Here is an 18,327-nt window from a genome sequence, read left to right as displayed (position 1 = left end):
CTTGGTCGCTCGCGCGGCTTGCGGGCGACGCTTCGGTACCACCCAGCACGCGGGGTGGTACCGCTTGGTCGCTCGCGCGGCCCGCGGGCGACACTCCGGTACCACCCAGCAGCAGCGGAAAGGCCGGCGCTCAGCGGAGGCGCGCCTCGTGCGCGGATCGGCAACCCCGTCGCGGCCACCGGCTAGGCGCATCGGCGAGCATGGTCGCAGCCGCTCGACGTGGAGCGGCCCGGAGGAGGAACGATGGAGACCTACGAGAGCCTGCTGGCGGCGGTGACCGTCGAGGACGGGACGCCGGTGATCGACCCCGCGACCGGGCAGGTGTTCGCCTACGCCCCGAGCGCGACGCTCGACGACCTCGACCGAGCGATCGACGCGGCGCGCGCGGCGCAGCCCGCGTGGGCGGCGCTGAGCGACGACGAGCGCCGCGCGGCGCTCTCCGCGGCCGCCGACGAGATCGAGGCGAGCTCCGAGGCGCTCGCCCAGCTCATCGCGCGCGAGCAGGGCAAGCCGCTCAGCGGTCCGGGAGCCCGGTTCGAGGCCGGCGCCGTCGTCGCATGGCTGCGCGCGACCATCGCGACCGAGCTCGAGCCCGAGGTCGTCGTCGACGATGGGCAGGCGAAGGCGACCGTCTACTACCGCCCGATCGGGCTCGTCGGCGCGATCGGGCCGTGGAACTGGCCCGCGATGATCGCGACGTGGCAGTTCGCGCCGGCGCTGCGGATGGGGAACGCCGTCGTCATGAAGCCGAGCGAGTACACGCCGCTGAGCGTGCTCGCCACGGCGCACCTCGTGAACCGGCACCTGCCGGAGGGACTCTTCTCGGTGCTCGCGGGCGACCGCGAGCTCGGCGAGGCGATCGGCAAGCACCCCGCGTTCGGCAAGGTCACCTTCACCGGCTCCGCGCGCACCGGCCAGGCGATCATGCGGGCCTCGGCCGACAACCTCACCCGGCTCACGCTCGAGCTCGGCGGCAATGATCCGGGCATCGTGCTGCCGGACGTCGACCCGAAGGCGATCGCCGAGGGGCTCTTCTGGGGCGCGTTCATCAACACGGGGCAGACGTGCGCCGCGCTCAAGCGGCTCTACGTGCACGAGGACGTCCACGACGACGTCGTGCGCGAGCTCGCGGCGATCGCGAGCGCCATGCCGATGGGCCCCGGCATTGACGAGCAGAACGTGCTCGGCCCGCTCACGACCGAGCAGCAGTTCGGCGTGGTCGACCGCCTCGTCGAGGACGCGAAGGCGCGCGGGGGCCGAGTCGTGGTCGGGGGCGAGCCCGACCGCGCGGCGCCGGGCTGGTTCTACCCCGCGACGCTCGTCGAGGGGCTCGACGACGAGGCCGACCTCGTGCGCGAGGAGCAGTTCGGGCCGGCGCTGCCGATCCTGAAGTACTCCGACGTGGAGGAGGCGATCGAGCGGGCCAATCGCGGCGACGCCGGGCTCGGCGCGAGCGTCTGGTCGTCCGACCCGGAGCGCGCCCGCGAGGTGGCCGCGCGCATCCAGGCCGGCTCGGTCTGGATCAACTCGCACGGCACGATCCACCCGATGGCGCCGTTCGGCGGGGTGAAGGGCTCGGGCTACGGCCTCGAGTTCGGTGTCGAGGGGCTCAAGGCGATGGGCGTGCCGCAGGTCATCCACGGCTGATCGATCCGACGACGGGGGCCCGAGCGAGCGCTCGGGCCCCCGTCGTCGTCGGCCGGTCAGCGGATCGCGACGCGGTCCTCGCCGTCATGGCCGTGATGGCCCTCGTGGCCGCCGCGATCGTCGTGGCCGCCGTGCCCATGAGCGCACTGGCACGCGTCGCCGCAGCCGCACCCACGCATCGCGTCGGGCACGTCGAGCGCGGGGTTGCGGTCGAGGAAGCCGTAGGGCTTGAGCCAGAAGCCGGAGTAGTCGACCGGCATGATGGGCCAGTCCTCGGGCCGGGGGATGTGGGTGAGGCCGAAGGCGTGCCACACGACGAGGTCGCCGCCGTCGACGGCGCCGCCGGCCTCGATCGCCTCGGGCAGCCCCGCGCCGCCCGCGTGCTGGTTGGGATAGCGGCCCGCGGGGAAGAGGTCGTCGTCGCGATGCGCCGTGACCCACAGGTGCCGCGTCGCGAACGTCGCCCGGCCCCACACCGTCGAAGCCGGGTCGGCCATGAGCGTCGCGCGCGCCTCGGGGATGAGCTGGTACTCCGTCGGGCGGCCGACGGCGTTCGTGCGGCTCGACGAGCCGATGTGCCACGTGCGGCCGAGGGCTCCGTCGCCGACCAGCCCGGCGGGCTCCGCGATCCGCTCGCGGCGGTAGCCGAAGGCGTTGCCCCACGGGTTCCGCTCGCCCATCGGGATGCGCTCGAGGTCGACCTGCTCGACGTAGTTGTCGGTGCCGTCGACGTCGAAGTCGAGCCGCGCGCAGAAGATGTGCTGGTGGATCGGCGCGTAGAGGGCGGGCGCGATCTCGGTCGCGTGCGGCAGGTCGAGACCCGGCGCATCGGCGCCGCAGAAGACGATGCCGGTCGCCTTCGCCTCGAACTGGATCGAGCCGTCGAGGTAGAGGTACCAGAAGAAGCCGTAGTCGTAGTTGCCGACCGTCGCGAAGTAGGAGATCACGAGCCGCCGCGAGCGGCGCCCGTGCACCGTCTCGCCGTCGAGCTCGCGATGCTTCCACAGCACCCCGTAGTCCTCCTCGTGCATGCAGACCGCGCGGGGGATCGTGATCGACTCCCCGGTGTCGGCGGCGAGGTGCGCGTCGAAGTAGTGGATGGCGCCGAGGCAGTCGCAGCCGAGCTGCAGCGCGTTGGCGTTCTTGCCGAGGTTGTACTCGCCCGCGTCGAAGTAGCTGATCCAGCGCCGGGTCTCGGTCGTGTCGCCGTAGGGCACGACCATCTCCGGCACGCTCGCCCGGTGCAGCACGCTGCGCAGCTCGTCGCCGTCCTGCCAGCCGAGCTCGTGCAGCACGAGGCCTTCGCGCATCGAGAACCCGACGCGGAACCGCCACTGCTCCCAGGTGACGGCGGCGCCGTCGACGCTGAAGCTCGGACCCTCCGGCATCGTGATCTCGAGCGGCTTGAGCGAGCTGCGCCGCTCGCCGACCGCCGCGTCGTCGTAGTTCGCGTCGAGGTGGGGCAGCGGCACCTGGCGCTCGTCGACGAGCTTGACGACCTTCCGCGCCGTCACGTCGACCATGAGCACGAGCCCCTCCACGGGGAACGACCACGGGTTGTCGCCCTCCGCCGGCGGCATGAAGGTCAGCGAGCGCATCATGCGCCGACCGACCTCGTCGACCTCGCCGAACTGGCCGGGCGCGAGCGGCACGACGAGCGCGCGATCCATCTCGGTCAGGCCGCGCGCCTCCATCGCCCGCCGCCAGCCCGCATCCGCCTTCACGACCTCGTCGACGAGCTCGTACTCCTCGAACAGGTAGGGCGGCTGGCCGTAGGGGTGCTCGCCGGTGGGGAGCACCTCGACCGACTCGACCCGGTCGTCGTCGAGCGAGACGACCGCTTCGCGCACCCGGCCGGAGCCGGTGTCGAGGAGCGTCGAGAGCACCCGTCGCCCGAGCGGCGCGCCCGGCCGCCACGCCGCGAGCGCCGCCTTCGACGGCTCGAGCAGCACCTGCAGCGGGAACCGCGTGTCGGGGGCGAGCTCGCCGGCCGCGTCGAGCGCGGCGCGCACGCGGTCGATCTCGGATGGCGTCAGGCCGTCGAGCGGATGCGTCGCCTCGAGCACGTGCGAATCGCGCGCGCCGTGCGTGTGGGTTGCGTCGGGCATGGGACCTCCTCGTCGAGCGTCACGCCCACGGTAGGCCGGGCGGGCCGCGGCGGCTTGCCCGTCAGTGCAGGCTGCTTGCCGTCCGCCGCTCGTCGGCCAGCACGGGAGGGCGTGGGGCGCTCGACGCCGGCTCGAGCGCCGTCGCCGACCGGTACTCGCTCGGGCTCTGCCCGAACGTCGTGCGGAAGAGCCGGGAGAAGTGGGCGGGGTTCACGAGGCCCCAGCGCGCGGCGATGCGGGCGATCGGCACGTCGGCGAGCGCGGCGTCGGCGAGGTCCCGACGGATGTGCTCGAGGCGGCGCTCTCGGATCCAGCCGGCGACGGTGATGCCGTGCTCGGCGAAGACCGCGTGCAGGTGCCGCGTCGAGATGAAGTGGGCGCTCGCGATCGTCGCGGGGGAGAGCTCCGGATCCTCGAGCCGGCCGTCGATGGAGTCGAGCATCTCGTGCAGCAGCTGCCGGCGCGGATCGCGCGGCACGCCCTGCTGCAGCTGCGTGGAGAGGAGCGTCATGAGCAGGTCGAGTCCCGTGCGCGCGAGCCGCTGCCCGTTCGCCCCCGGCAGCTCCGTGAGGCTGTGCGCGAGCCCGACGAAGAACGGGTTCACGACGCGGCCGAGCGGCGACTCGAGCGGGAACGCCGTCGCCGTCACCGCGGCCAGCTCGTCGCGCGGGATGTCGAGGTAGCCGCGCGGGAAGGTGAACACCAGCAGGCTCGTGCTCCCCTCGAAGCGGAGCGAGTAGGGGCGCGAGGTGTCGTAGATCGCGAGGTCGCCGGGGTGCAGCAGCGCGGCCCGGCCGTCCTGCTCGACCAGCTCCTCGCCCTCGAGCTGCAGGCTCACCTTGATGAGGTCGCTCGGGCTCCGCCGCACGAGCTTCGGGGTGCGCGCGACGATGCTCGCGCTGTGCTCGATGCGGAAGACCGACACCTCGCCGACGTCGGTGCGCGAGCTGCGGGCCCAGAACGGGCCGTCGCCGAGCGGATGCACGTCGAGCGGCACGAAGCTCGCCGCGACCTCGCGCCGCCACGCCGCGATCCCGAAGGCCGCGCCCTCGAGCGGCGGGAAGTCGAACATGCCGGTCAACGCTCCTCCTGCGCCGCGCTCCAGCGCGCGGTTGCCCAGAGGATAGCGCTCAGCCGAGATGCAGGATCGTGCGCGCGGCGTCAAGCGTGCGGCCCCCGTTGACTACGTCGACCGAGCGACGATCGAGCCACCTTCCGATGACAGCAAAGGAGCTGCCATGGCCATCGCATCTCAGCAGGCGGGCGTCGGCTCGCCGTCCGGCACCGCCCTCGGCGGCGGCGTCGCCCGCCTCGGCGTGCCGGGGATCGTCCTCATGATCATCGCTGCGTCGGCGCCGCTCACGGTCGTCGCAGGCGGCGTGACGACGAACTACGCGGTCTCCGGCATCACCGGCGTGCCGCTCGGCATGCTGCTGCTCGCGTGCGGGCTGCTCGTCTACGCCGCCGGCTACGTCGCGATGAGCAGGCACGTCCGCAACGCCGGCGCGTTCTACGCCTACATCGCTCGAGGCCTCGGCCCGGAGGCGGGGGTGGCCGGCGCCTGGGTCGCGCTCGTGGCGTACAACGCGATGCAGATCGGCATCTACGGCATGCTCGGCTTCGCCACGTCGAGCTTCGTGGCCGCGAAGACGGGCCTCGAGATCCCGTGGTGGATCTTCGTGCTCGTCACGATCGCCCTCATCGCGGTGCTCGGCGTCAACCGCGTCGACCTCTCGGTGAAGGTCGTCGGCGTGCTCGTCGCGCTCGAGTTCCTCGTCGTGCTCGTGTACGACCTGCTCGCGCTCGGCACCGCGCCCGAGGGCATCTCGGCGGCGGGCTTCCTGCCCGGCGACCTCTTCGCGACCGGCATCGGCGTCGTGCTCGTGATGGGCATCGCCGCCTTCATGGGCTTCGAGTCGGGTGCCATCTACACCGAGGAGGCGCGCGACCCGGCGCGCACGGTGCCCCGCGCGACCTACACCGCCGTCATCGTCATCGGCCTCTTCTACGCGTTCAGCGCGTGGGCGATGCAGATGAGCAGCGGCCCGAGCGAGGTCGTCGCGAGCGCGCAGGCGAACGGGCCCGACCTCATCTTCGTCGAGCTCGGCGAGCGCGCGGGGACGCTCATCGCCGACATCGGCCAGGTGCTGTTCATCTCGAGCCTGCTCGCAGCGCTCATCTCGTTCCACCACGCGGTCGCCCGCTACGCGTTCGCCCTCGGTCGCGAGCACATGCTGCCGCGGGCGCTCGGTCGCGCGAACCGTCGCGGCGCGCCCGCGCTCGGCTCGATCGGGCAGTCGCTGCTCGCCGCGGCCGTCGTCGTCGGGTTCGCGATCGCCGGCACCGGGAGCGAGCTGGGTCCGCTCTACCCGGTGCTCACGCTCTTCACCTGGCTCACCAACCTGGGCGCGCTCGGGCTCATCACGCTCATGGCGGTCGTGTCGATCGCGGTGATCGGCTTCTTCCGCCGCGATCGGCGCGACACCACGACGTGGTCGAGGCTCGTGGCCCCGGCCATCGCCGCGGTGTTCTTCGCGACCGTGTCGGTGCTCACGCTCATGAACTGGAACCTGCTGCTCGGGCAGGAGGAGTCGACGCCGCTCACGTTCGTCCTGCCGGGCCTGCTCGTCATCGCCGCGGTCGTCGGCGTCGCCATCGCGATCCACGCGCGCCACCGCCGACCGCACGCGTTCGAGTCGATCGGCACGGGCGTCATGCCCGCGCTGCGCGCCGAGGACTGAGCAGCCCGGACAGCACGCGAGAGGGGCGCCCGACCCGCAGGTCGAGCGCCCCTCTCGCGGTGCGGGCGGCCTACTGGCCGCCGACCACCTGGTCGTGCGCGCGCAGCGCGGCCTCCTGCGCCTGGCCGAGCGCCTCCTCGGGGCTCGACTCACCGAGGAGCGCCGACGTCACGGCGTTCTGCAGCTCCGACTGGATCTGCTGGCCGGCGGGCGATGCCCCGAACGACTCGCCGTCCTCGGCCACCTCGTAGTAGGTCGAGATGACGTCGTCGAAGCCGGCGAAGCCGGCCGCGTCGGCGAACTGCTCGCGCAGGTCCTGGTCGACGTCGGGCGATCCGGTGAACAGGCCGGTGTTGATGCCCTGGCGCTCCGGGTTCGACGCGGTCGTCTCGGCGCGCGCCTCGCCCGCCGCCTGCCAGGCTTCGGGAGAGGTGAGCTCGAGCGCCCACGCGCACCCCGCGGACGGGTTCTGCGCGTTCGCCGGGATGACGAACGCCTGGCCCGAGGCGGCGGTGATCGGCTCGCCGTCCTGCGCCATCATCGGCACGGCGGCGATCTCGATCTCGCCCGCGTACGGGGTCAGCACGTTCGGGTACCACTGGTCCCAGATCGCGGCGCCGACCGTGTCGTTCACGAACGTGTTGCCATCGCCGAAGACGTCGAAGGAGTCGACGAAGCTCTTGACGTTCGCGTAGCCGCCCTGCGCGTCGTAGAGCTCCTGCAGGAACTCGACGGCCTCGACGTTCTCCGGGCGGTCGAGGCTCGGCCGGCCCTCGTCGTCGACGATGCCGCCGCCGAAGCTCATCATCCAGAGCGCGGCCTTCGAGACGCCCTGCGGGTCGAAGCCGATGCGGGTGGGGTTGGTGCCCTCGAGCACCGTCATCCGCTCGGCCGCGGCGAGCAGCGCGTCGGGGTTCGACGGGTCGATCTCCTCCTCGGTGACGCCCGCGTCGTTCAGCACGCGCATGTTCAGCAGCACGGCCGGCGGCTGGTAGAACTGCGGCACGCCCCAGACCTGGTCGTTCCACTCGACGTCGTCGACGACCTGCTCGTACCAGCGGTCGTCGGGCTCGACGCCGTGGACCTCGAAGCACGCGTCGAGCGGCGTGATGAGCCCTTGCGCCGCGTACGTCGCGACGAAGTTGCGGTCCATCTGCACGACGTCGGGCACCTGTCCCGAGGCCGCGAGCGTGGTGAACTTCTGCGCGTCGAACGCCGTCGCGTCGATCTCGATCGTGGTGTCGGAAGCGCCGAGCACCTCCTCGGCGTGGTCCAGCCGCGACTGGCCGACGTCGTCGGCGTTCTCGAAGCCCCACGCGCTCACGGTGCCGGAGTACTCGGTCGAGAACTCCGCGGCCGCGGCATCGTTGCCGCCTCCGCCGCCGCACGCCGTCAGCGCCAGTGTCGCGGCGAGCGCCGCAGCGCCCGCACCCAGCCTTCTGCTCGTCATCTCATGCCTTTCGACCGATCCCGCGAAGGGGGCGGTCCGGCACCCTTGCCGGGCCGCTCGTTGGACGGAACATACACCGGCTCCCCGGGAGAAGTGGGGGACAGCCGAGAAGTGCGCGGCATCTCCTATGCTCGCGGCATGCGGCCTCCCACCGGACAGCAGTTCACGATCGCCCACGACGTCGATGGCAAGCGGATGCGCGCGACCATCACCGAGGTCGCGGCAGGTCTGCGCGAGCTCACGATCGAGGGGCTCGACCTCGTCGAGCCGTTCCCGGAGGACGCCCGGCCCGCGAAGGCGCAGGGCATCGTGCTCGCCCCGTGGGGCGGGCGCGTCGCGGGCGGCGACTGGCGGCTGCACGGCGAGGTGCAGCGGCTGCCGATCACCGAGCGCGACAAGGGCAACGCGAGCCACGGGCTGCTGCGCTTCGCGCCCTACCGGCTGCTCGAGCAGTCGGCGTCGCGCGTGCTGCTGCAGGCGACGATCTACCCGCAGGCCGGATTCCCGTTCCTCATCGACACCTTCGTCGCGTACGAGCTCACCGACGACGGGCTCGTCGTCACGCATGAGGCGATCAACGGCGGCGCCGGGCGCGCCCCGTGGGCGTGCGGCGCGCATCCGTTCCTCGCCGTCGGCGGCACGCCGGCCGACGAGCTGACCCTCACCGTGCCGGCCGAGCGGGTGTTCAACGCCGTCGACCTCATCCCGACCGAGGAGACGCTCGTCGACGCGATGGATGCGTCGGCGCCCGACCTGCGGACAGGCCGCCGGCTGTCGGAGCTCGACATCGACCACAACTACGGCGGGCTCGACTTCATCGACGGCGTCGCGACCTCGACGCTGCTCGACGAGCGCGGGCGCGGCGTCGAGCTGTGGCAGGACGACGCCTTCCCGTACACGGTCGTCTTCACGCCGCGCGAGTTCCCCGCGCCGGACGGCCCCCGGCACGCGGTCGCCGTCGAACCTATGAGCGCGCCCGCGAACGCGCTCAACTCGGGGCACGGGCTCGTGTGGCTCGAGCCGGGGGAGTCGTGGCGCGGCCGCTGGGGGATCGCGCCGGTCGGCATCTGAGTCGGCGGCATCCGGGCTCCCAGTCGGCTCCCACTCGCCTCCCACCCGCCGTGGCTAGCGTCGACCGCATGGCCATCGACACGAAGCTCCGCGCCCCTCTGCTCATCGCCGTCGCAGCGACCGGCACGCTCGCCCTCGCATCGTGCAGCGGCGAGGCCGGCAACCAGCAGCCGCAGCGCTCACCCGAGCCCGTCGCGACGAGCGCCGTGCCCGACGCGAGCGAGAGCGGCAGCGGCTCGAGCGCCGAGCCGAGCGAGTCCGGTCGCGGGATCGAGGGCATCGAGTCGGCGATCGCCGCGATCGAGCGCGCCGAGGAGGAGACGGGCGGCGTCGCCTACGAGATCGACAACGAGGACCAGGACCGCGCTTGGGAGATCGACATCGCTGACGGCACGCGCCAGATCACGGTGATCGTGAGCGGCGACGGCTCGTCGATCGTCTCGACCTCCGACGACGCTGAGGAGGTCGACGCCGACGACCGCGCCGCGCTCGACGCGGCCGGCATCACGCTCGTGGAGGCACTCGAGGCGGCGGCCGACGAGATCGGCGAGGGCAGCGCCTTCGACGACGCCTCGCTCGAGGACGAGGGCGACGCGCAGGCGTGGCAGGTCTCGTTCGAGGACGGCGGCGAGGTCTTCGTCTCGATCGCGGACGGCTCGATCCTCCGCGTCGACGGCATCTGACGCTCGCGCGAGGCCGCCCCGCACGGCGCGGGGCGGCCTTCGCATGCCGGCGGCGCTATAGTTGATCCCGGTACAGAAATAGCGATCGGCGGGCGCCGCCGGCGACGGGGAGCAGGCGGACCATGCAAGCGAGCGGCGCGCCGATCGTCGAGCTCGCCGCCGTCTCGAAGCGCTACCGCGGCGCTGACGACCCCCGCCCGGCGCTCGACGACGTCGACCTGACGATCCACCGCGGCGAGATCTTCGGCGTCATCGGCGAGAGCGGCGCGGGCAAGTCGACGCTGCTGCAGGTGCTCAGCGGGCTCGTCGTGCCGGACGCCGGCCGCGTCACCGTCGCCGGCCGCGACGTCGGGGCCCTCGGCAGGCGCGGGCTCCGCGAGCTCCGGCGCGACATCGGCGTCGTCTTCCAGGGCATCCACCTGCTCAGCAGCCGCACGGTGCGCGACAACGTCCGCCTCGCGCTCCAGCTCTCGCCTCGGAGCGAGCGGCCCTCGCGAGCGGCGCAGGCCCCGGCTGTCGACGAGATGCTCGAGTTCGTGGGCCTCGGCCATCGCGCCGGCCACTACCCGGCGCAGCTGAGCGGCGGCGAGCGGCAGCGCGTCGGCCTCGCGCGAGCGCTCGTCGCGCGGCCGGCGCTGCTGCTGTGCGACGAGCCGACCTCGTCGCTCGACACCACCACGACCGCCGACGTGCTGCGCGTGCTCGCGAGGGCGCGCGACGAGCTCGGCTCGACCGTCATCGTCATCACGCACGACCTCGACGTCGTGAAGGCGCTGTGCGATCGCGCGGCCCTGCTCGAGCGCGGCGCGGTGCGCGAGCTCTTCACCGTGGCCCGCAGCGACTACCGGTCGATGCCGAGCTACCGCGAGCAGGTCCGCCGGGAGCTGATGTAGGTGGAGTGGATCACGGAGCTGTTCGCCCAGCACGGCGACGCGATGCTCAAGGCGCTCGCCGAGACCGGCTACATGCTCGTCGTCTCGCTCCTCGCCGCCGTGCTCGTCGGGCTCCCGCTCGGCATGACCGTCTTCCTCACCGCCCGCGGGGGCCTCGCCGAGCACCGCCCGGTGTGGTCGGTCGCGAACATGTACATCAACATCGTCCGCTCCTTCCCGTTCCTGCTGCTCGTCGTCTTCCTCATCCCGTTCACGCGAGCCGTGATGGGCACGAGCTTCGGCACGCAGGCCGCGACCCTGCCGCTGTGCTTCGTCGCGGTCGCGATCTACGCGCGGCTCGTCGAGCAGATCCTGCGCGAGATCCCGCCGGGCATCTCGCTCGTCGCGCGCACGATGGGCGCGACCGTGCCGCAGGCCGTGCTGCGCGTGCTGCTGCCCGAGGCGCGCTCCGGGCTCGTCTACGCGCTCACGTCGGCGTCGATCAGCCTGCTCTCGTACTCGACGGTGCTCGGCGTCGTCGGCGGCGGCGGCATCGGCGACTTCGCGATGCGCTACGGCTACCAGGAGTACAACGACGCGCTCATGTACATCACCATCGCCGTCATCGTCGTGTGCGTGCTCGCGCTGCAGGGCATCGGCCATCGCATCTCCGTGCGGCTCGACCGCCGCTGAGCCGCCCGACCTCCAACCACCGAAGAAAGCAGGATCACCGTGCGTTCCAACACCGTGCCCTCCACCACCAAGCGCTCCGCCGCCCTCCTCGCCGCCGCGACCGCATCCGCCCTCCTCCTCGCCGGCTGCGGCGCCCAGCAGGCGGACGCCCCCGGCGCCAGCGACGGCGCGGCCGCCGAGCCGACGACCATCCAGGTCGCGGCGGTCACGTCGCCCATGACCGACGTCGTCGAGGCGGCGGGGGAGGCGATCGGCGACGGCTTCGAGATCGAGCTCGTCGAGGTCTCCGACTACGTCACCGCGAACACGCTGCTCAACGACGGCGAGATCGACGCGAACTTCTCGCAGCACGTGCCCTACATGGAGGGTTTCAACGCCGCGAACGACGGCACGCTCACCGGCGTGCAGCCGGTCTACAACTTCGTCATCGCCTTCTACTCGAAGACCCTCGACGACATCGCCGATCTCCCGACGGGCGGCACGGTCGCGATCCCCGACGACGCGTCCAACACCGGCCGCGCGCTCAAGCTGCTCGCGAGCGAGGGCGTGATCGAGCTCGACCCGGCGGTCGACCCCTACGAGGCGACGGTCGACGACATCGCCTCGAACCCGAAGGAGCTCGAGTTCCTGCAGATCCCGATCAGCTCGCTCAACACCGCCTACGAGGAGGCCGACCTCGTCTTCCAGTGGCCCTCGCACATCTCGGCGCTCGGGCTCAACCCTGAGGACGACGGCCTCATCACCGAGCTCGACGACACCTTCGCCCTGCATGTCGTCGTGCGCGAGGAGGACGCCGACTCCGAGGCGACCGCCGCGCTCATCGAGGCCTTCACGAGCGACGAGGTGCGCGCGGTGATCGAGTCGAACGAGACGATCGAGGTCGCGTTCTAGGCCTCACGCGGGTTCGACCGGCTGGCGGAGGATGGTCCGCCGCTTGGCCGGCTCGACCCTGCGGGCGTCGCTGAGGTAGATCTCGTGGTGGCGCCCGCGGGGGCGGAGGCCGTGGGCGGGCAGGATCTCGTCGTGGATGCGTGCGAGCACCGGACCCTCGTCGTCGAACGCGCCGACGTGGAGCGTCTGCACGCAGCGGCCCTCCTCGAGCCGCTCGAGGCGGACGTCGGCGAGCCGGGCCGCGGAGGAACCCTCCGGCGCGCCCTTCGCGGCGACCCGCTCGCGCGCCGCCTCGAGCATCGCCTCGTCGATCCAGTCGGGCTGCAGGATGAGCAGCGTCCAGTCCCACCGGGTCTTGTCGCGCGCATCCGTGAACGACGACCAGTCGTCGGCCGACCACAGCCCCTCGAGCGGCATGACGGTGAAGTCGCGGCCGAGCTCGCGCTTGCTCGCCATCTTCAGCGCGTACGCGAGCGGGTAGAGCGCCGCGACCGCCTCGGCGAAAGCTGGGCCGTTCGGGTCGCCGTGCCCGTCGATCGCGAGGTACGACAGCGGCGGCACGTCGACGAAGCGCACCTCGCCCTGCTTCGCGCGGTAGGCGTCGAGCTCCCGCTTGAGGTCGATCTTCGCGGTCATCGCGCTCCTCGCGATCGGCAGTGGGCCCGGTGGGGCTCGAACCCACGACCAGCGGATTAAAAGTCCGATGCTCTACCGACTGAGCTACAGGCCCGTCGCTCCAGGATAGGTGCGCGAAGGGAGGGTCAACCGCTAGGCGGATCTTCGGGCCTGCACCCTGTCGAGCGGGCCGACCATCCGTCAGGCTTGTCGCGTCCCCGCAACCGATGGAAGCCGCAACCTGTGAACACGCCCGCGCGCACCGCGACCCGCATCGCCGACGAGCCCGACGAGGGCGCCGGCACGCTCGTCGGCGACCCCGACCGGCAGCGGCTGCTCTCGACGACCGATCCCGCGCGAGGGCTCACCGCGGCCGAGGTCGCCGAGCGCGTCGCCGACGGCCGCGTCAACCGGCTCGCGAACGCCTCGAGCCGCTCGCTCGCCTCGATCCTGCGGGCCAACCTCTTCACGCTCTTCAACCTCGTCATCGCGGTGTGCACCGCCGTGCTGCTCGTGCTCGGCCGCTGGCAGGACGCGCTCTTCTCGTTCGCGGCGATCTCGAACGTGCTCATCGGCGTCGTGCAGGAGTACAGCGCCAAGCGCAAGCTCGACGACCTCGCGCTGCTCCACGTCGCCCGCAGCACCGTGCTGCGCGACGGCGAGGAGCACGACGTCGCGATGGAGGAGCTCGTGCAGGACGACATCCTGCTGCTGCGCCGCGGCGACCAGGTGCCCGCCGACGGCGTCATCGTCGCGACCGAAGGCATCGACCTCGACGAGTCGCTGCTGACGGGCGAGTCGGAGCCGCAGCTCAAGCACGCCGGCGACGGCGTCCTCTCGGGTTCGGCCGTCTCCTCCGGCTCGGCCGCGGTGCAGCTCACGAGCGTCGGCGGCGACTCCTTCGCGGCGAAGCTCACCGCCGAGGCGCGCCGCTTCTCGCTCGTGCACTCCGAGCTGCGCAGCGCCCTCAACCGGGTCGTCAAGTGGATCTCGATCGCGCTCGTGCCGCTCATCGCGATCGTGCTCAACGGCCAGATGCAGGCGCGCGGCGGCTGGGAGGCGGCGATCGCGAGCGGCGAGTGGGAGGACGCCGTCGTGCTCGCGATCGCGGCGATCTCCGCCTCGGTGCCGCAGGGCCTCATCCTCATGACGTCGATCGCCTTCGCCGTCGCCGCCGTCAAGCTCGCCCGCAGCCAGGTGCTCGTGCAGGAGCTCGCGGCCGTCGAGGGCCTCGCGCGCGTCGACGTCATCTGCCTCGACAAGACGGGCACGCTCACCGAGGGCGACATCGAGCTGCTCGAGGCGACGCCGATCGGCGCCGACGGGTCGGTGACGGATGCCGTTCCGGCGACCGCGCTCGAGCGCGCCTCGGGCGCGTGGCCGCTCGCGCTCGCCTGGTTCGGCCACGACGAGAACGCCAATGCGACCGCCTCCGCGATCCGGCCGCTGCTGCCCGACCCGGCGCTGCGGCCGAGCGCCGTGATCGGCTTCTCCTCGGCGCGCCGCATGAGCGCCGTCGCGTTCGACGGCGGAGCCGTGCGCGGCACGTGGGTGCTTGGCGCTCCCGAGTCGGTGCTCGGCGACGACGGCGAGAGCCCGGCCGCCCGGCGGGCGCTCGAGATCGCCGCCCTCGGTCGCCGCGCCCTCGTGCTCGGCCGCGCGGCGCATCCCATCGACCCCGACGAGGCCGAGCGGCTCGAGCTGCCGCCGCTGACGCCGGTCGCTGTGCTCGCGTTCGGCGAGCACGTGCGCGACGACGCGCCCGCGACGCTCGACTACTTCCGCGAGCAGGGCGTCGAGGTGCGCATCCTCTCGGGCGACCACCCGCGCACCGTCGGGGCGGTCGCGCGCCAGGTCGGCGTGCCGCTCGAGGGCGACGCGTTCGACGCGCGGCAGCTGCCCAGCGATGGGGAAGCGCTCGCGGCGGTGCTCGCCGAGCACCACGTGCTCGGCCGCGTCACCCCTGGGCAGAAGCGCGGCATCGTCGAGGCGCTGCAGGCGCAGGGCCGCACGGTCGCGATGACGGGCGATGGCGTGAACGACGCGCTCGCGCTCAAGACCGCCGACCTCGGCATCGCGATGGGGGAGGGCGCCGCGGCGACGAAGGCCGTCGCTCGGCTCGTGCTGCTCGACGGCCGCTTCTCGCACCTGCCGCGCGTCGTCGACGAGGGCCGGCAGGTGATCGCGAACATCGAGCGCGTCTCGCGCATCTTCCTCACGAAGACGACCTACGCGTTCACGATGGCGCTCGTGTTCGGCGCGCTGCTCATGCAGTACCCGTTCCTGCCGCGGCAGCTCTCGGCGACCGACGGGCTCACGATCGGCATCCCCGCCTTCTTCCTCGCCCTCATGCCCGCGGCGACGCGCTACGTGCCGGGCTTCCTCTTCCGCAGCCTCCGGTTCACGGTGCCCTCCGGCATCACGATCGCGCTCTCGGTCGTCGCCGCGACGATGCTCGGCCGTGAGGCGGGGCTCGACGAGCGGCAGGTGCAGACGGCGGCGGTCTTCACGCTCACGGTCGGCGGGCTGTGGGTGCTCGGCATCGCGTGCCGCCCCTTCACCGCGGTGCGCGCGCTCATCGTCGCGGTCATGATCGCGGGCCTCGTCGCGGCCGTGACGGTGCCGATCGTGCGCGACTTCTTCGAGTTCCAGCTGCCGCCGACGCCCATCATCGCGTGGTCGATCGCGATCGGCCTCGCCGCGAGCGCGCTCATCGAGGTGTGGCACCGGCTCGCCCCGAAGCTGCCGCCGGCGATCGTGCGCTCGACCTAGGCGGACCTGCCGCGCACAGGCGGCATCCGCGATGATGGTGGGCGATGGCCGACGACTTCCACCGCCCGACCCGCTTCTCGAACGACTGGTTCGAGCGGGTCGAGGGCGACGTCGACCCGGTGCTGCGGCTGCAGCTCGCCGCCGACACCGCGCAGGCGCTGCTCTCGCGCGTGCGCGCCGGCGCCGACCCCGAGGTGGTCGAGCGCATCCTCGAGCTCGCGCGCGAGGACGGCATCGACACGGTCGCGGAGCTCTGGTCGCACGCGCGGCCGCACTCGCTGCCCGGCGCGCTCTGGCGCGTCAACCTGCTGCACGCGCTCGTGACGCAGCGCGCGGCCGAAGCGGCGGTGCTCTACCAGCAGGGGGCGGATGCGCTGCAGACGGCCGCGCCGGTCGTCGCGGGCGTGCCGGCCCCGGCGAGCCCCGAGGAGCTGCGCTCGCTCTCCGAGACGATCCTCCGCGGCGTCTTCACCGGCGACTTCGCGCTCGCCCTCGACCGCGCGGCGGCCTTCGCGGTCGTGACGGCCGCGGGAGCGGTCGAGTCGGCCCACGTCGACGAGCCGACGAACCCGGAGCGGGCGCACGAGCGCACCCGGCTCGCCGCCGCGCTCACCGACGTCGCCGACGACCTGCGGGTGTGCGCGCGGCTGTGGCGCGACGACTCGCTCGCCTGACCCGCCCGGCTCGCCCGACGCATCCGATCGACGCCGTAGGCTGAAGCGGTCCGCGCACGGGTCGCGGTCGGAATCGGAGATCGCCATGGCACGCCGCCCGCTCGCAGCCGCACTCGTCCTGGCCGCCGGGGCGCTCGTGCTCACCGGCTGCATCCCCGAGCCGCCGGCGATTCCGCAGTCACCGGTGCAGCCGGCCGACCCGCAGCCCACTGACCCCGCGCAGCCGAGCGAGTCGGCGGACGCACCCGACAGCGGCGCGCCGTCAGGCGACGCGAACGTCGGGCTCGGCGAGACGGTGACGGTCGACGACGGCTCCGGCGACGCGTGGTCGTTCGCGGTCACCGGCATCGAGGAGAACCCGCCGGTCGAGTCGGGCTCGCCCGAGAGCGGCACGCGGTTCGTCGCGGTCCTCCTCGACGCGCAGCGCGTCGAGGGCACCCTCGACTTCTCGTCTCTCTTCGACACCTCGATCATCGGCACCGACGGCGAGCAGTACCTGTGGGGGGACACGATCTTCGCGACCGCGGAGAACGACATCTTCTTCGCGATGGACGACTCCTTCTCGGGCGCTCGGGCGCTCATCCAGCTGCCGGACGGCGTCGACCCCGAGCTCGTGGTGCTCCGCTCGGTCTACGGGCACCCGCAGGTCGAGGACGTCGTCGTCGACGTGCGCTGACGCATCCGGCCGACGCGTTCGCGCTGAGCGCACGCCCAGGCGTGTCGAGCTTGCGCTCGCTAACCTGGAACAGCCGGGCCGCGTAACCCCGGGCTCCAATATTCGCCGCTTCGAGCGGCCTTCCGCCGAGAGGCGTTCGCGGCCCGGCTTCATCGTTCCCGGGCGCCGTCGCGCCCCCGGTCGAGTTCACCCGCTGTTCACCTGGCGGGCGGCTCCCCGCCACCCGGTCTTCCTACCGTGGTCGAGGCGCGCGGCTGCGTGCCGACCCAGGGTCCCAGCCCTGCACCGACCTTCCGAAGGGAACACCGTGAAGTTCACGAAGCTCGGCCGCGCTGCGGTCGTCGCCGCAGCAGGCGCGCTCCTGCTCAGCTCCTGCGCCGCCAACGAGTCCGGAGCGGACGAGGCCGCTCCCGAGGGTTCGCAGGCCGCAGGCTCGTCGCTCTCCGGCGACCTCGCGGGCGCCGGCGCTTCGTCGATGGGCGCCGCCCAGGAGGCCTGGATCGCCGGCTTCCAGACCGAGAACCCCGACGTCAACGTCACCTACGACCCGGCTGGCTCCGGCGCGGGCCGCGAACAGTTCATCGCCGGCGGCGTCTCGTTCGCCGGCTCCGACGCCTACCTGAAGGACGAGGAGCTCGAGGGCGAGTTCGGCGCGTGCGTGCCCGACACCCTCCCGGTCGACCTGCCCGTCTACATCTCGCCGATCGCCGTCATCTTCAACGTCGAGGGCGTCGACTCCCTCAACATGGACGCCTCGACGATCGCGAAGATCTTCTCGGGCCAGATCACGAGCTGGGACGACCCGGCGATCGCGGAGCAGAACGAGGGCGTCGAGCTGCCCGCGACCCCGATCCAGCCCGTCCACCGCTCGGACGACTCCGGCACGACCGAGAACTTCACCGAGTACCTCGCCGCGACCGCAGCCGCCGACTGGACCGAGGGCGTGTTCGAGACGTGGCCGTCGTCGGTCTACAGCACGAGCGAGGGCGCCCAGGGCACCTCGGGTGTCGTCGACGCCGTCTCGAACGGCACCGGCACGATCGGCTACGCCGACGCCTCGCGCGCGGGCGACCTCGGCACGGTCGCGCTCAAGGTCGGCGAGGAGTACGTGCCGTTCACGGCCGACGCCGCCGCCGCGGCGGTCGACGCGTCGCCGCGCGTCGAGGGCCGCCACGAGGGCGACATCGCCGTCGAGCTCGACCGCACGACGACCGAGGCGGGCGTCTACCCGCTCGTGCTCATCTCGTACGCGATCGCGTGCAGCGAATACCAGGACGCCGAGGCGGGCGAGCTCGTCAAGGCCTACCTGAGCTACGTCGCGTCGGAGGAGGGCCAGGCCGCCGGCCAGGAGAACGCCGGCAACGCGCCCATCTCGGACGAGCTGCGCGACGAGATCCTCGCGGTCGTCGACTCGATCCAGTAGTCATACTGGTC

15 protein-coding genes and 1 tRNA gene are annotated in these 18,327 nt (G+C 72.5%); 11 read left to right on the top strand and 5 right to left on the bottom strand.

The genetic code is table 11. From position 1 onward, the window contains the following. The first annotated feature begins 243 nt into the window (after positions 1-243). Entirely contained in the window at positions 244-1,647 is a 1,404-nt protein-coding gene (locus tag JQT67_RS05350; protein WP_208063828.1) for an aldehyde dehydrogenase family protein, read from the top strand. A gap of 56 nt (positions 1,648-1,703) precedes the next feature. Here the strand turns inward: JQT67_RS05350 and JQT67_RS05345 are convergent, their stop codons facing one another. After that, entirely contained in the window at positions 1,704-3,755 is a 2,052-nt protein-coding gene (locus JQT67_RS05345) for a primary-amine oxidase (RefSeq protein WP_208063827.1), read from the bottom strand. A gap of 61 nt (positions 3,756-3,816) precedes the next feature. Further along, the gene (locus JQT67_RS05340; RefSeq protein WP_243755721.1) at positions 3,817-4,827 is read right to left on the bottom strand and encodes a helix-turn-helix domain-containing protein; all 1,011 of its coding nucleotides are present in this window, start codon (positions 4,825-4,827) and stop codon (positions 3,817-3,819) included. Between the two features lie 166 nt (positions 4,828-4,993). Here JQT67_RS05340 and JQT67_RS05335 point away from each other — a divergent pair, with 166 nt between their 5' ends. After that, positions 4,994-6,496, top strand: a complete 1,503-nt coding sequence (locus JQT67_RS05335) for an APC family permease (protein ID WP_208063825.1) — start codon at positions 4,994-4,996, stop codon at positions 6,494-6,496. Positions 6,497-6,566: 70 nt separating this feature from the next. Here JQT67_RS05335 and JQT67_RS05330 read toward each other — a convergent pair whose 3' ends face one another. Then, positions 6,567-7,946 (bottom strand): ABC transporter substrate-binding protein, encoded by a 1,380-nt coding sequence (locus tag JQT67_RS05330; RefSeq protein WP_208063824.1) that lies wholly within the window; start codon positions 7,944-7,946, stop codon positions 6,567-6,569. Positions 7,947-8,084: 138 nt separating this feature from the next. Between JQT67_RS05330 and JQT67_RS05325 the strand changes: the two genes are divergently transcribed. The 5 genes from JQT67_RS05325 to JQT67_RS05305 all read left to right on the top strand — a co-directional run bounded on the left by JQT67_RS05325 (position 8,085) and on the right by JQT67_RS05305 (position 12,156). Next, positions 8,085-9,017: an aldose 1-epimerase family protein gene (locus JQT67_RS05325; protein WP_208063823.1), complete on the top strand. Its 933-nt coding sequence runs from the start codon at positions 8,085-8,087 to the stop codon at positions 9,015-9,017. A 68-nt stretch (positions 9,018-9,085) separates the two neighbouring features. Further along, complete coding sequence (locus JQT67_RS05320; protein ID WP_021010753.1) at positions 9,086-9,700, top strand: PepSY domain-containing protein; 615 nt, start codon at positions 9,086-9,088, stop codon at positions 9,698-9,700. A gap of 122 nt (positions 9,701-9,822) precedes the next feature. Beyond that, on the top strand, positions 9,823-10,593 hold the full coding sequence (locus JQT67_RS05315) for a methionine ABC transporter ATP-binding protein (protein ID WP_208063822.1): 771 nt from the start codon (positions 9,823-9,825) through the stop codon (positions 10,591-10,593). Beyond that, positions 10,594-11,265 carry a methionine ABC transporter permease gene (locus tag JQT67_RS05310; protein WP_307864221.1) on the top strand — a complete coding sequence of 224 codons (672 nt, stop codon included), beginning with the start codon at positions 10,594-10,596 and terminating at the stop codon, positions 11,263-11,265. Positions 11,266-11,304: 39 nt separating this feature from the next. After that, positions 11,305-12,156: a MetQ/NlpA family ABC transporter substrate-binding protein gene (locus tag JQT67_RS05305; RefSeq protein ID WP_307864220.1), complete on the top strand. Its 852-nt coding sequence runs from the start codon at positions 11,305-11,307 to the stop codon at positions 12,154-12,156. A gap of 3 nt (positions 12,157-12,159) precedes the next feature. Here JQT67_RS05305 and JQT67_RS05300 read toward each other — a convergent pair whose 3' ends face one another. After that, on the bottom strand, positions 12,160-12,792 hold the full coding sequence (locus JQT67_RS05300; protein WP_208063821.1) for a GyrI-like domain-containing protein: 633 nt from the start codon (positions 12,790-12,792) through the stop codon (positions 12,160-12,162). 21 nt (positions 12,793-12,813) lie between these two features. Beyond that, a tRNA-Lys gene (locus tag JQT67_RS05295) sits at positions 12,814-12,886 on the bottom strand. A gap of 128 nt (positions 12,887-13,014) precedes the next feature. Here JQT67_RS05295 and JQT67_RS05290 point away from each other — a divergent pair. From JQT67_RS05290 to pstS, 4 genes are all read left to right on the top strand, one after another. After that, on the top strand, positions 13,015-15,543 hold the full coding sequence (locus JQT67_RS05290) for an HAD-IC family P-type ATPase (RefSeq protein WP_307864219.1): 2,529 nt from the start codon (positions 13,015-13,017) through the stop codon (positions 15,541-15,543). A gap of 44 nt (positions 15,544-15,587) precedes the next feature. After that, the gene (locus tag JQT67_RS05285; protein ID WP_208063820.1) at positions 15,588-16,217 is read left to right on the top strand and encodes a DNA-directed RNA polymerase subunit beta; all 630 of its coding nucleotides are present in this window, start codon (positions 15,588-15,590) and stop codon (positions 16,215-16,217) included. A gap of 85 nt (positions 16,218-16,302) precedes the next feature. After that, on the top strand, positions 16,303-16,893 hold the full coding sequence (locus JQT67_RS05280; RefSeq protein WP_208063819.1) for a hypothetical protein: 591 nt from the start codon (positions 16,303-16,305) through the stop codon (positions 16,891-16,893). Between the two features lie 307 nt (positions 16,894-17,200). Then, positions 17,201-18,316 carry a phosphate ABC transporter substrate-binding protein PstS gene (gene pstS / locus JQT67_RS05275; RefSeq protein WP_021010746.1) on the top strand — a complete coding sequence of 372 codons (1,116 nt, stop codon included), beginning with the start codon at positions 17,201-17,203 and terminating at the stop codon, positions 18,314-18,316. The last annotated feature ends 11 nt before the right edge of the window (positions 18,317-18,327 follow it).

Source organism: Agrococcus sp. TF02-05 (assembly GCF_017565345.1).
GTDB lineage: Bacteria > Actinomycetota > Actinomycetes > Actinomycetales > Microbacteriaceae > Agrococcus > Agrococcus pavilionensis.
Note: the sequence above shows the minus strand (reverse complement) of the source record. Positions and strands in the feature narration are given on the sequence as shown.

Excerpts from the sequence above, each read along its gene's own strand:
- JQT67_RS05315 (WP_208063822.1), top strand. The coding sequence starts at position 9,823 with ATGCAAGCGAGCGGCGCGCCGATCGTCGAGCTCGCCGCCGTCTCGAAG.
- JQT67_RS05350 (WP_208063828.1), top strand. The coding sequence starts at position 244 with ATGGAGACCTACGAGAGCCTGCTGGCGGCGGTGACCGTCGAGGACGGG.
- JQT67_RS05325 (WP_208063823.1), top strand. The coding sequence starts at position 8,085 with ATGCGGCCTCCCACCGGACAGCAGTTCACGATCGCCCACGACGTCGAT.
- JQT67_RS05345 (WP_208063827.1), bottom strand. The coding sequence starts at position 3,755 with ATGCCCGACGCAACCCACACGCACGGCGCGCGCGATTCGCACGTGCTC.
- JQT67_RS05340 (WP_243755721.1), bottom strand. The coding sequence starts at position 4,827 with ATGTTCGACTTCCCGCCGCTCGAGGGCGCGGCCTTCGGGATCGCGGCG.
- JQT67_RS05285 (WP_208063820.1), top strand. The coding sequence starts at position 15,588 with ATGGCCGACGACTTCCACCGCCCGACCCGCTTCTCGAACGACTGGTTC.
- JQT67_RS05300 (WP_208063821.1), bottom strand. The coding sequence starts at position 12,792 with ATGACCGCGAAGATCGACCTCAAGCGGGAGCTCGACGCCTACCGCGCG.
- JQT67_RS05335 (WP_208063825.1), top strand. The coding sequence starts at position 4,994 with ATGGCCATCGCATCTCAGCAGGCGGGCGTCGGCTCGCCGTCCGGCACC.
- JQT67_RS05280 (WP_208063819.1), top strand. The coding sequence starts at position 16,303 with ATGGCACGCCGCCCGCTCGCAGCCGCACTCGTCCTGGCCGCCGGGGCG.
- JQT67_RS05320 (WP_021010753.1), top strand. The coding sequence starts at position 9,086 with ATGGCCATCGACACGAAGCTCCGCGCCCCTCTGCTCATCGCCGTCGCA.
- JQT67_RS05330 (WP_208063824.1), bottom strand. The coding sequence starts at position 7,946 with ATGACGAGCAGAAGGCTGGGTGCGGGCGCTGCGGCGCTCGCCGCGACA.